Here is a 12,260-nt window from a genome sequence, read left to right as displayed (position 1 = left end):
GCCTCAGTCCGCGGGCGCGCGCAGCCAGTGCACGCTGAACAGGTGGTCGGGGTCGGTCCACGCCGGTCCTGGATCGAACCCCGCCTGGCGCGCCAGCCGGCGCAGGCCCTCGATGCTGAACTTGTGCGAATTCTCCGTGTGCAGCGCCTGCCCCGCCTCGAGCGTGTAGTCCTCGCCGGCCAGGCGCACCTGCTGGCGCTCGCGGCTCACCAGGTGCATCTCGATGCGCTGCTGGGCGGCGTTGTAGAACGCGCCGTGCCAGAAGCGGCCGAGGTCGAAGTCGGTGCCCAGTTCGCGGTTGGCCCGCGCCAGCAGGTTGAGGTTGAACGCGGCGGTGACGCCCTGCGCGTCGTTGTAGGCCGCATGCAGCACCGCCGGATCCTTCACCAGGTCGGCACCGAGCAGCAGGCCCCCTCCGCGCAGCATCCGCGCGGCGCCGCGCAGGAACTGCAGCGCCTCGGCGGGCGTGAAGTTGCCGATCGTCGAACCGGGAAGAAGCCGATGCGCGGCGCGCCTGCCAAGGGCGGCGGCAAGCGCATCGTGGCCGTGTAGTCGGCCGCGAGCGGCAGCACCAGCAGGCCGGGATGCTCGCTGGCCAGCTGGGCCGCGGCGCCTTCGAGGTGCTCGGTGGAGATGTCGATCGGCACGTAGCGTCGCGGCTGCAGTGCATCCAGCAGCAGGCGCACCTTGCTGCACGAGCCGGCACCGAATTCGACGAGATCGCCGCCGATGCCGGTGTGCTTCGCGATCTCGGCCGCGCAGGCGGCCAGGATGCCGCGCTCGGTGCGCGTGGGGTAGTACTCGGGCAGGTCGCAGATGCGATCGAACAGCCGCGATCCCTCGGCGTCGTAGAAGTACTTGGGCGAGATCGCATGCGGCGGCGACGCGAGCGCGCGGCGCAGGTCCTGCAGGAACTCGGATTCGACTGCGGCCGGCGCGATCGCGTCAGCCGCGCGCGACAAGGACACCACCTGCGCCGTCATGCACACTCCCGCGCCAGGCGCAGCCCCGAGAACTGCCAGCGGGCCGCCGGCGGAAAGAAGTTGCGGTACGTGGGCCGCGCATGTCCCGGCGGCGTGAAGGCACTGCCGCCGCGCAGCACCTGCTGGCCCACCATGAACTTGCCGTTGTATTCGCCCACCGCGCCGGCCAGGGGACGAAAGCCCGGGTACGGCTCGTACGCCGACCGCGTCCACTGCCACGCATGGCCCGTCATCTGCGCGATTCCCGGCGCGTCGCACATCGCCTCCCACTCGAACTCGGTGGGCAGGCGGGCGCCGGCCCAGTCGGCATACGCGGCCGCTTCGTAGAAGCTGAGCTGGGTGACGGGCGCGGCCGGGTCCAGCGGTCGCACGCCATGCGGACCGAACACCTGCCAGCCCTGCGCAGGTGCGCGCGGGTCGCCAGGCGCAAGCCAGTACGCAGGCGCTGACCAGCCCTGCGACTGCACCGCGGCCCAGCCGTCGGAGAGCCACAAGGCCGGGCGCGCATAGCCGCCGTCCTCGATGAACAGCAGGTACTCGCCGCAGGTCACCAGCCGGTCGGCCAGCTCGAAGGGACGCAGCAGCACCGCATGACGAGGCGCCTCGTTGTCGAAGGAGAACCCCTCGCCGTCATGGCCGATCTCGACGTGGCCGCCCACGTGGCGCAGCCAACGCAGCGGTGCGGTGGCGCTGGCCAGTCGCAGCGCCGGCGCGTCCTGCGGCTGCCACGCCGGCAGCAGCGGATTGCACGAGAAGGCATGCAGGATGTCCGTGGCGATCAGCTCCTGGTGCTGCTGCTCGTGCTGCAGGCCGAGTTCGAGCAGCGGTGCCGCGGCCGTCCAGGCGGACTCGTCGGCTGCGGCGATGAAGGCCTGCACGCCGGCCTCCACGTGCGCGCGATAGGCATGCACCTCGGCGAGCGTGGGACGCGTGAGGAGCCCGCGCTGCGGACGCGGATGACGCGGCCCCAGCGATTCGTAATACGAGTTGAACAGCCGCCCGAACGCGGGGTGGAACGGCCTGTAGGCCGGGGCATGGGCCGCGAGCACGACGGCTTCGAAGAACCAGCTGGTGTGCGCGAGGTGCCACTTGGTCGGACTCGCGTCCGGCATGGACTGCACGCACTGGTCTTCCGGGCCGAGCGTCGACGCGAGTGCCAGGGTGTGCGCGCGGACCTGGGTGAACCGCTCGCCGATCGCGGCGCGCGGCGGTGGCAGCTCGACAGGCCGCTGCCGGAGTGGGGAGGGACTGGCCATCGGTGTCTCCTGGTGCTGTGTCGCGCCGCGGCGTGGGCCATTACAGCATGCAGCCGTGCTGCCGTGGGCGAGGCCGGGCGTGTCGCAAGCGCTACCGCAAGGCCTTGAGCGCGCGACTAGGATGGGTCCGCACAGGAGAGATGCCCATGATCGCCGCCGTACCGCAGAGCAACCGCCAGTTCCGCCTCGCCCGCAGGCCCGTGGGCATGCCGACCCATGACGACTGGCAGCAGGCCGTCGAGCCGGTGCAGCCGCCGCCACCAGGCGGCCTGCAGGTGCGCACGCTCGCGTTGTCGCTCGACCCTGCGATGCGCGGCTGGATGAACGAAGGCAAGAGCTACATCGCACCCGTCGGCCTCGGCGAAGTGATGCGCGCCGGCGGCGTTGGCCGGGTGCTCGCCTCCAGCCATGCGTCATTCCCCGTCGGCACGCTGGTCGCCGGCGTGCTCGGCGTGCAGGAGGTCGCGACGTTCAGCGCGGCGGAGGCCGCGAAGGCAGGCCTCGCGCGCATCGACGCGCGGCTGGGCACCATCCCGCAATGGCTGAACGTGCTGGGCATGCCCGGCATGACGGCCTACTTCGGCCTGCTCGACGTCGGCCAGCCGCAGCCCGGCGACACGGTCGTGGTCTCCGGTGCTGCCGGTGCGGTGGGGCAGACCGTCGGCCAGCTGGCCAGGATCAAGGGCTGCCGCGTAGTGGGCATCGCGGGCGGCCGTGCGAAGTGCGACTGGGTGGTGGACGAACTGGGCTTCGATGCCTGCATCGACTACAAGGCCGGCCCGGTGCGCGCCGGCCTGAAGGAGCACTGCCCCAGGGGCGTGGACGTGTACTTCGACAACGTGGGCGGCGACATCCTGGACGAGGTGCTCGCGCGCCTGGCGATGCGGGCCCGCATCGTCATCTGCGGTGCGATCAGCCAGTACAACAACACCGAAGCCGTGAAGGGCCCGCGCAACTACCTGTCGCTGCTGGTCCACCGCGCGCGCATGCAGGGCATGGTGGTGTTCGACTACAACGACCGCTTCCCGCAAGCGATCGCGGAGCTGTCCGGCTACCTGCGCGACGGGCGCCTGAAGAGCCGCGAGGACATCGTGCAAGGCATCGAGCAGTTTCCGGATGCCCTCAACCGGCTGTTCACCGGCGCCAACTTCGGCAAGCTCGTGCTGCAGGTCGCGAAGGACGAAGCCCTCACGACGTGAAGCGGTTCAGCACCTGCAGCACCGGCGAATCGGCGGGTTGCGGGCGCTGCGTCTTCTTCCACCCGCCGAGGCGACTCGGGCTGTGGTCCACCCGCACGAAGTACACCGGCTGTTCGCAGGCGTTCCATTGGTTGCAGTGCTGCGCCCACCTGCGCACCTGGCCCGGCGGCACGTACAGGTACACCGGGGGCCCCGCGCGATCGATCGAAGGACGGGCCACCACCGGCTCCGCGTAGATCACCGGCGGCGGCGCGCCGCGCACTTCGATGCGGCCATAGAGGCCGGGCCGCGGCTTGTCGTATGACGGCACCTTGAGCGCCGGTTCGCGCGCACCAGCACCGGACGCGCCCACTGCCACGCACGCGATCGCGGTGCAGCGCAGGGCCAGCATTGCCATGGAACGGCGACGGTCGAGCATCGGGCACCTCCTGTCGAGACAGCGGTTGTAGCCAGCCCAGCAGGAGCGTCGGTGTAGGAAAGGCCGGGGTGACGCTGTCATCCTCCCTTGCAGGGTTGTAGGAGATGACCGACGACGACGGATGTCGGCACGACGATTGCCAGAGGCGATACATGCAGCGACTGCGGCCCAACGACCTGCTTGGCGAGGTGCGCGCCCATGCGCAGGACTTCACCGGCGACCTGCCGCTCGACGATCTGGTCCGCGCCCTTTCCACGCGCCGCATCGCCCTGCTTGGCGAGGCCAGCCACGGCACCCATGAGTTCTATGCGATCCGCGCCCGGCTCACGCGCGAGCTGGTCGAGCGGCATGGCTGCCGCGCGGTGGTGATCGAAGGCGACTGGCCCGACGCCTGGCAGGTCAACCGCTGGGTGCGCGGACTGGCCGACGGTCCGGCGCACGAGGCCCTCTCGGGCTTCCAGCGCTTCCCGACCTGGATGTGGCGCAACACGGTGATGGTCGACTTCATCGAATGGCTGCGCGACTTCAACCGCGGTCGGCCGCCGTGGGAACAGGCCGGGGTCTACGGCATGGACCTGTACAGCCTGTTCGGTTCGGTGCGCGCGGTGCTCGAGTACCTCGACAAGGCCGATCCCGAAGCCGCCCGGCGCGCCCGCCTGCGCTATGGCTGCTTCGACCACTTCCAGCAGAACCTGCAGGCATACGGCTATGCGGCGGGCTTCGGCACCGGCTTCAGCTGCGAGGACGCGGTGGTTGCCCAGCTCACGGACATGCTGCGCGCAGCGCCTTCCCCCGGCGACGAGGCAGATCCCGACGCCCTCTTCCATGCGCAGCAGAACGCGCGCCTCGTGCGCAATGCGGAGCAGTACTACCGCTCCATGTACCGGGGCCGCGCCTCGTCGTGGAACCTGCGCGACCTGCACATGGCCGACACGCTGCAGGCGCTGAGTGCCCACCTGCAGGAGCGCACCGGCCAGCCGCCACGCATGGCGGTGTGGGCGCACAACTCGCACCTGGGCGACGCGCGCGCCACCGGCATGGCCGATCAGGGCGAATGGAACGTCGGCGAGCTGATGCGCAAGCGCTGGCCCGACGAGGTCTTCCTCCTCGGGTTCACGACGTACGACGGCACCGTGCGCGCCGCGTCCGAATGGGACGAACCCGCCGCCGTGAAGGACGTGGTGCCGGGGCTGTCCGGCAGCTGGGAGGCGCTGTTCCACGAGGTGGGGCACGCCCGCTTCCTGCTGCTGGCGCAGGAGGGCGACGGGTTGCGGCAGGCCCTGGACCAGCCGCTGCTGGAACGTGCAATCGGCGTGATCTACCTGCCGGAGACCGAGCGTCGCAGCCACTACTTCACCGCGCGTATCGGCGCCCAGTTCGACGCCGTCATCCATGTCGACCGCACGCGCGCGTTGCAGGCGCTCGAGGACGGCGCCGGCCAATGCGTGTCAGGGGAGGTGCCCGAGACGTATCCGGAGGGCATGTGAGCGCTGCTCGCCGTCATCCTGGGCTTCACCCGGGATCCAGCGACAGCGCCTGATCGAGCGCCGCAACTGGATTGCGGGCCAAGCCCGCAATGACAATCCCGGCGCCAGCGACTCAGACCGCGCCGGTCGGATGCGTGGGATCCACCCACAGCACCGTCTCGGGCTTCTCGGCCGGCGCGATGTCGAGGTTCACCGCCACGGCCTGGCCATCGCTGCGGCACAGGACGCATTCGAGCACCTCGGTCGGGCTGGCGTTGATCTCCTGGTGCGGCACGTACGGCGGCACGTAGATGAAGTCGCCGGTACCGGCCTCGGCGGTGAACTCCAGGTGCTCGCCCCAGCGCATGCGGGCGCGGCCCTTCACCACGTAGATCACGCTTTCCAGGTGGCCGTGGTGGTGCGCGCCGGTCTTGGCATTGGCGTGGATCGTGACCGTGCCGGCCCACAGCTTCTGCGCGCCGACGCGTGCGAAGTTGATCGCGGCCTTGCGGTCCATCCCCGGCGTGGACGGCACGTTGCCATCGAGCTGGTTGCCGGGAATCACGCGCACGCCGTCGTGCTTCCAGCGCGTGTCGCCATGGTCGTGCGGATGGTCGTGGTCGTGATCCATGGGCCAGAGGGTACTGCAGTTGTTCGTGGACGCGGGCAGAACTCCCAAACGCAGAGCAAGCGCAGAGGACGCAGAAAATACGGATGGCAACGAAGGAATTGACGAGGCTCGTCATCGGCGCAGCCATCGAAGTGCAGCAGATCTTCGGCCCAGGCCTGCTCGAGAGTGCCTATGCGGGCGCGCTTACCGCGTGGTGAGCCACCACCTTCCCACTCAGTGATTCCTCCGCGCCCTCTGCGCTCGCTCTGCGTCCTCTGCGTTTGGGAGTCCGCCTTCAGCCTCCGCTGAAGCGCTGCCTCGCGAGCGCAGCCCCCTGCCCCAGCGCCTGCAACTTGCGCAGGGCGATCTCGCGGTCCATCGGCGCCAGGCCGCAGTTGGTGCAGGGGATGAGCCGCTCGCGCGCCACGAACTGCAACGCGCGGCCGATGGTGTCGGCCACCTGCTCGGGCGTCTCCACCTCGTCGCTCGCCACGTCGATCACGCCGACCATCACGTCCTTGCCGGGCAGCAGCTTCATCAGCTCGGGCGGCACGTGCGAGTGGTAGCACTCCAGGCTGACCTGGTCGATCGAACTTGCGGCAAGGGCGGGAAAAACCTGTTCGTATTGCCGCCACTGGTCGCCCAGCGTGTGCTTCCAGTCGATGTTGGCCTGGATGCCGTAGCCATAGCAGATGTGCACGGCCGTCGTGCAGGTGAGGCCGCGCGCCGCGCGCTCGAGCGCCTGCGCGCCCCAGGTGGCGGCGTCCTTCAGGTACACGTTGAACGCCGGCTCGTCGAACTGGATCACGTCCACGCCGTCGGCCTGCAGCGCCAGCGCCTCCTGGTTCAGGAGCTCGGCAAAGGCCATCGCCATCGCGACGCGGTCGTTGTAGTACCGGTCGGCCACCGTGTCGACGATGGTCATCGGGCCGGGCAGCGTGAACTTCAGCTTCTTCTTCGTATGGGCGCGCGCCAGCTGCGCCTCGAACGCATGCACGCGACCCTTCAGCCGCAGCGGGGCCACCACCTGCGGCACCATCGCGTCGTAGCGGTTGTCGCGGATGCCCATCTTCACCTTGTGCTCGAAGTCGATGCCCTCGACCTGCTCCAGGAAGCCGTGCACGAAGTGCTGCCGCGACTGCTCGCCGTCGCCCACGATGTCCAGCCCCGCATCCTCCTGCGCCTTGATCCACAGCAGCGTGGCGTCGGCCTTGGCCTGGCGCAGCGCGTCGCCCTGCTCCTTCCATCGCGGCCAGAGCTTGTGGGTCTCGGCCAGCCAGGCCGGCTTGGGCAGGCTGCCCGCGATGGCGGTGGGGAACATGGTGTCTCCTGGTGGTTGCATCGGTCTCAGCCGAGCGCGAACGCTTCGGCCAGCAGTTCGTACGAGCGGCGCTGCGCCGCGGGGTCCCAGGTCCAGGTGACGATCACCACCTCGTCGACCTGCGTCTCGTCGGCCAGCGCCAGCAACCGCTCGCGCACACGCGACGCGCTGCCCACGATGGCCAGCTCGCGCAGGGCGCGGGCTTCGTGCTGCTCCGACGGCGAGTACGCACGCTCGGCCTGCTCGGGCGGCAGCAGCGGTCCGAGCCGGCCCGTGGCGCGATCGATGCGGGCGCGCTCGCGGCTCTTGAACAGGTGCCATGCTTCCTCGTCGGTCTCGGCCGCGAGCGCGGACACGCACACCGTGCATTGCGGCTTCTCCAGCACGCCGGGACGGAACGTCGCCCGGTACAGGTCCAGCGCCTGCCGGCAACCCTCGCCGTTGGTGATGAAGTGCGCGAACGCGTACGGCAGGCCGAAGTGCCCGGCCAACTGCGCGCCATAGCCGGAGCTTCCCAGCATCCACAGCTGCGGCGCGGTGCTGCCCATGGGCAACGCACGCACGCCGTGGCCCGGATGGCCTTCGGGGAGGTCCTCGCCGCTCACCCACGCCTTGAGCTCCAGCACCTGCTGCGGGAAGTCGTCGGCCGACTGGAGGTTGGCATTGAGCACCCGCGCCGTGCGCTGGTCGCTGCCGGGAGCGCGCCCCACGCCAAGGTCGATGCGGCCGGGCGCCAGCGCATCGAGCACGCGGAACTGCTCGGCGACCTTGAACGGGGCGTAGTGCGGCAGCATGACGCCGGCGCTTCCGATGCGGATGCGCTGCGTGCGCGCGGCCACCGCGGCCATCAGCACCTCGGGCGCGGTGCCCACCAGCGTGGGATGCGCGTGGTGCTCGCTCAACCAGAAGCGGTGGAAGCCCAGCGCCTCGCAGCGTTCGGCAAGGGAGACGGACTGGCGGATGGATTCGTCCTGCGGGCGTCCCGCGCGGGCCACCGACTGGTCCAGCACGGACAGGCGCAACGGCAATGGCATCCGTGCAGCTTCGCACAACGCCAGGGCCCCTGCAGCAGGGTTGCCCATAATCGGCCCATGCCCGCTGCACCCGACACTCCCGGCCGCCGTCCCCGCGTCGTCGTCGTCGGGTGCGGGTTCGGCGGGCTGGAAGCGACCCGGGCCCTGCATGACGCGCCGGTGGACATCACGCTGGTCGATCGCACCAACCACCATCTCTTCCAGCCGCTGCTGTACCAGGTGGCGACCGCCGGCCTGTCGGCGCCGGCGATTGCCGCACCGGTGCGGCACCTGTTCCGCAAGCAATCCAACGTGACCACGCTGCTCGGCGAGGTGTCGTCCATCGACGCGCAGCAGCGGCTGGTGCACCTGACGGACGAGGAGTCCCTGCCCTACGACCACCTCATCGTTGCCGCGGGCGCCACGCACAGCTACTTCGGCCACGACGAGTGGGCCACCGCCGCGCCCGGCCTGAAGACGCTGGACGATGCGTTCGAGATCCGCCGCCGCGTGCTGCTCGCCTTCGAGACCGCCGAGAAGAAGGCCGACCCCGCGCAGCGCGCGGAATGGCTGACCTTCGTCGTCATCGGGGGCGGCCTGACTGGCGTGGAGATGGCGGGCACCCTGGCCGAGATCGCGCGCCACACGCTGCCCGGCGAGTTCCGCCGCATCGATCCGGCCAGCGCGCGCGTGCTGCTGGTGGAAGGCAGCCCGCGCGTGCTGCAGGCGATGCCCGAGGACCTGAGCGCGCGCGCCGCGCAGCAGCTGGCGCGCCTCGGCGTGGAGGTGCGCACCGATGCGCGCGTCACCGCCATCGACGCGCGCGGACTGCAGGTGCAGCCGGCCGAGGGGGACCCGTACCACATCCCCGCCCGCTGCATCGTGTGGGCCGCGGGTGTCGCGGCCTCACCGTTGGGACGGCAGCTCGCGACGGCCACGGGTGCGCAGGTCGATCGCGCGGGGCGCATCGCGGTCGAGCCCGACCTCACGCTGCCCGGCCATCCGGAGATCAGCGTGATCGGCGACCTGGCGGCGGCACGCAGCTTCGTCCCTGGGAAGGAGCCCGCGCCGGTGCCCGGTGTCTCGCCGGCGGCCAAGCAGATGGGCCGCACGGCCGCCGCCAATCTGCGGCAGCGGCTGGCGGGCAAGCCCACCCAACCGTTCCGCTACCGCGACTACGGCAACCTGGCCACCATCGGCCGCAATGCCGGCGTGGTCGACCTCACCACGCCGCTCGGCCGCCTGAAGTTCAGCGGCTACCCGGCCTGGCTGTTCTGGCTGTTCGCGCACATCTGGTTCCTGATCGGCTTTCGCAACCGGATCGTGGTGCTGTTCGACTGGGCCACGGCTTACTGGAGCCACGAGCGCTATGCGCGCGTGGTGACCGACATCGAGCCCGCGCCCATCGACGGCTGAGCCTCGCTCGGCGTGCCTCGCACGCACGTGTGCCGGAACCCGCACGCACCAGCCAGGTCCAACCAGGGCCGCGTTCGCGGCGCAAGGAGACTGGTATGAGGCAGATGAAGCACTGGCAGGACCCGGTGAATGCATTGCTGGGTGCCTGGTTGATCGTGTCGCCCTGGATCCTCGGCCTGCAGGAACCCCGGGTGGCGATGGCCACGTTCCTCACGTTCGGCTTGCTGCTGGTCGCCGTCTCGGTCGGCGCCATCCTGCTGCCGCGCGCGTGGGAAGAGTGGTTCGGCGCGGCGCTCGGCGTGGCCCTGATGGTCTCGCCGTGGGTGCTGGGCTTCGCGGGCACGACGCTGGCCGTGCAGGTGGCACTGTTCACCGGCCTGGCGGCGGTCGTGCTCACGCTGTGGGTGCTGGCCACCGACAAGGAATTCGGCGGCTGGTGGGACCGCCTGGTGCATTGAGTCGCGGCCGCTTCAGGACGCCGGCGGCAGCGCTCGTCCGCACTGCTGGCAGAAGTTCGCCTCGGGGCCATAGCCCGTGGCGCCGCACCCCGCGCAGGTGCGCGGCAGGATGGGTGCGCGCGCGTGCCTGCGCATCGTCATCTCCGCGGTGACGATGCCCGTGGGCACGGCCAGCGTGCCCCAGCCCACCAGCATCATCACGGACGAGATGAAGCGCCCGAGATCGGTCTTGGGCGCAATGTCGCCGAAGCCCACGGTGGTCATCGTGGTGATGGCCCAGTACACCGAGGTCGGGATGTCGGTGAAGCCGTGCTCCGGCCCTTCCACCACGTACATCACCGTGCCCATCACCAGGTCGATCATCACCACGGCGGCCAGGAACACCAGGATCTTGCGGCGGCTGGCCCACAGCGCCTGGCCCATCACCTGGTACTCGTCGACGTAGGCGGTGAGCCGGAAGATCCGGAAGATGCGCAGCAGCCGCAGGATGCGCACGTCGATCAGCACGTACATCTCCGGCAGGAACAGCGCCAGGTACGTGGGCAGCACCGCCAGCAGGTCGACGACGCCGAAGAAGCTGAGGGCGTAGCGCAGCGGCCGCTGCACGCTCACGAGACGCGCGAGGTACTCCAGCGTGAACAGCGCGGTGAAGATCCACTCCAGCATCGTGAACAGGCGGCGCAGGCGCTCGTTGCCCGCATGCACGCTGTCGAGCAGCACGACCGCCACGCTGGCCAGGATGACCGCCAGCACCACCTGGTCGAACAGGCGGCCGGCCGGCGTGTCCGACTCCCAGATGACGCGGTACAGGCGCTGGCGCCAACGCTGCCGCGGCGCGGCGTCGGGCGCGGGCCGCTGCAGGTCCATGTCAGGCGACAGCCTTGGCGTACTGCTGCACGGCCCGCGCAGTCGGCGTGGTGCCGGCGCCCGGCTGCTGCGGCACACGGAAGAAGCCGTCGTGCACCTCGGCGGAGTCGGTGAAGCAGTCCTTGATCCAGGGGATGTACTCCAGCACCTGCACCGCCGGATGCGCGTAGCTCAGGTGCACGTGCACCTGGCTCATGTCGCCCGCATGCGGCGCCACCGGCAGCCGGTACGCATGCGCCGCCTCGCACACCCGCAGCACTTCGGTGAGGCCGCCCATGCGCGTGACGTCGGGCTGCACCCAGTGGATCGCCTCCTGGTGGAAGAACTCGATGAACGCATCCTGCGTGTACAGCTGCTCGCCCAGCGCCACCGGGATCGTCGTGGCGCGCGCCAGCTGCGCATGGCCCTTCACGTCGTCGTGCCAGAGCGGCTCCTCGAACCAGTACACGTCGAACGGTTCGGCGCCGCGGCAGAAGCGCAGGCAGGTCGCCAGGTCCCACTTGCCGTTGCCGTCGACGGCCAGCGTCACGTCCGGGCCGATGGCCTTGCGCACCGCCTCCAGCCGCCGCAGGTCGCGCTCGACCGTGGACCCGACCTTGATCTTGATGCCGCTGAATCCCTCCTGCACCGCGCGCCGGGCGCCGTCCACCAGCTTGTCGTCGGCGATGCTCAGCCAGCCGATGTCGGTGTTGTAGGCCCGCACGCGCTCGCGCACCTGGCCGCCGAGCAGCTTCCACAGCGGCACGCCCGCGGCCTTCGCCTTCAGGTCCCACAGAGCGACGTCGAGGGCCGCATGCGCCAGCGTGGTGATGCCGGCGCGGCCGATCCACTGCAGCGCCGGATTGCGCGCCAGCTTCGTCCACAGCCGCTGCACGTCATGCGCATCCTCGCCCGCGAGCAAAGGTGCATGGCAGGTGGCGATGCATCGCGCGATGAGCTGGTCGCTGGGCAGGTGCGCATGCGTGCCGGTGAACCCAAATCCCGAGAGGCCGTTATCCGTGTCAATCCGCGCGCCGACCACGCCCCAGTGCGTGATGCTGTGCGTGCTGTCGGCAATCTGCGACCCGGTGACGGGCACGTGGAGGATGAAAGGCGTGACCTGCTTGATCTTCATGCGGGGTGTCTCCTTGCGGGGATCGTAGCGAGTGGCAGGTCGCCGTCGGAGGGTGTCATCCCGGGCTTGACCAAGCACGCTGCCTGCACGCGGCATTGCGTCATGAAGCGCGCTGCCTGCCGCGCGCCCCCGAACGCAA

The 12,260-nt window shown here is 70.1% G+C and carries 12 protein-coding genes and 1 pseudogene; 5 read left to right on the top strand and 8 right to left on the bottom strand.

Annotation, left to right across the window (positions count from 1 at the left end; genetic code table 11):
• Positions 1-3: 3 nt before the first annotated feature.
• Together egtD and egtB are read right to left on the bottom strand one after the other, a co-directional pair.
• Positions 4-983 (bottom strand): annotated as a pseudogene (egtD, locus tag ACPWT1_RS11455) (L-histidine N(alpha)-methyltransferase).
• Entirely contained in the window at positions 980-2,239 is a 1,260-nt protein-coding gene (gene egtB, locus ACPWT1_RS11450; protein ID WP_427915487.1) for an ergothioneine biosynthesis protein EgtB, read from the bottom strand. The pseudogene egtD and the gene egtB overlap by 4 nt, the downstream one beginning before the upstream one ends.
• A 146-nt stretch (positions 2,240-2,385) precedes the next feature.
• Here egtB and ACPWT1_RS11445 point away from each other — a divergent pair, with 146 nt between their 5' ends.
• A complete protein-coding gene (locus ACPWT1_RS11445; RefSeq protein WP_427915486.1) occupies positions 2,386-3,438 on the top strand; it encodes an NADP-dependent oxidoreductase in 1,053 nt (350 codons plus the stop codon).
• On the opposite strand, the gene ACPWT1_RS11440 is transcribed toward ACPWT1_RS11445, so the two are convergent.
• Complete coding sequence (locus tag ACPWT1_RS11440) at positions 3,428-3,856, bottom strand: hypothetical protein (RefSeq protein WP_427915485.1); 429 nt, start codon at positions 3,854-3,856, stop codon at positions 3,428-3,430. The genes ACPWT1_RS11445 and ACPWT1_RS11440 overlap by 11 nt on opposite strands.
• Positions 3,857-4,008: 152 nt before the next feature.
• On the opposite strand from ACPWT1_RS11440, the gene ACPWT1_RS11435 reads away from it, so the two are divergent.
• Complete coding sequence (locus ACPWT1_RS11435; protein WP_427915484.1) at positions 4,009-5,343, top strand: erythromycin esterase family protein; 1,335 nt, start codon at positions 4,009-4,011, stop codon at positions 5,341-5,343.
• A gap of 112 nt (positions 5,344-5,455) precedes the next feature.
• Here the strand turns inward: ACPWT1_RS11435 and ACPWT1_RS11430 are convergent, their stop codons facing one another.
• Positions 5,456-5,953 (bottom strand): cupin domain-containing protein, encoded by a 498-nt coding sequence (locus ACPWT1_RS11430; RefSeq protein WP_427915483.1) that lies wholly within the window; start codon positions 5,951-5,953, stop codon positions 5,456-5,458.
• A gap of 83 nt (positions 5,954-6,036) precedes the next feature.
• On the opposite strand from ACPWT1_RS11430, the gene ACPWT1_RS11425 reads away from it, so the two are divergent.
• On the top strand, positions 6,037-6,150 hold the full coding sequence (locus ACPWT1_RS11425; RefSeq protein WP_427915482.1) for a GxxExxY protein: 114 nt from the start codon (positions 6,037-6,039) through the stop codon (positions 6,148-6,150).
• A gap of 77 nt (positions 6,151-6,227) precedes the next feature.
• On the opposite strand, the gene ACPWT1_RS11420 is transcribed toward ACPWT1_RS11425, so the two are convergent.
• Positions 6,228-7,253, bottom strand: a complete 1,026-nt coding sequence (locus ACPWT1_RS11420; RefSeq protein WP_427915481.1) for a methionine synthase — start codon at positions 7,251-7,253, stop codon at positions 6,228-6,230.
• Between the two features lie 26 nt (positions 7,254-7,279).
• On the bottom strand, positions 7,280-8,287 hold the full coding sequence (locus ACPWT1_RS11415; protein ID WP_427915480.1) for an LLM class flavin-dependent oxidoreductase: 1,008 nt from the start codon (positions 8,285-8,287) through the stop codon (positions 7,280-7,282).
• Between the two features lie 57 nt (positions 8,288-8,344).
• On the opposite strand from ACPWT1_RS11415, the gene ACPWT1_RS11410 reads away from it, so the two are divergent.
• On the top strand, positions 8,345-9,682 hold the full coding sequence (locus ACPWT1_RS11410; RefSeq protein WP_427915479.1) for an NAD(P)/FAD-dependent oxidoreductase: 1,338 nt from the start codon (positions 8,345-8,347) through the stop codon (positions 9,680-9,682).
• Between the two features lie 95 nt (positions 9,683-9,777).
• Positions 9,778-10,140: an SPW repeat protein gene (locus tag ACPWT1_RS11405; protein ID WP_427915478.1), complete on the top strand. Its 363-nt coding sequence runs from the start codon at positions 9,778-9,780 to the stop codon at positions 10,138-10,140.
• A gap of 12 nt (positions 10,141-10,152) precedes the next feature.
• Here the strand turns inward: ACPWT1_RS11405 and ACPWT1_RS11400 are convergent, their stop codons facing one another.
• Positions 10,153-11,007, bottom strand: a complete 855-nt coding sequence (locus tag ACPWT1_RS11400; protein ID WP_427915477.1) for an ion transporter — start codon at positions 11,005-11,007, stop codon at positions 10,153-10,155.
• A 1-nt stretch (position 11,008) separates the two neighbouring features.
• The gene (locus tag ACPWT1_RS11395) at positions 11,009-12,121 is read right to left on the bottom strand and encodes a mandelate racemase/muconate lactonizing enzyme family protein (protein WP_427915476.1); all 1,113 of its coding nucleotides are present in this window, start codon (positions 12,119-12,121) and stop codon (positions 11,009-11,011) included.
• Positions 12,122-12,260 lie beyond the last annotated feature (139 nt).

It is taken from the genome of Ramlibacter sp. MMS24-I3-19 (assembly GCF_050320135.1).
Classification (GTDB): Bacteria; Pseudomonadota; Gammaproteobacteria; order Burkholderiales; family Burkholderiaceae_C; genus Ramlibacter.
Note: the sequence above shows the minus strand (reverse complement) of the source record. Positions and strands in the feature narration are given on the sequence as shown.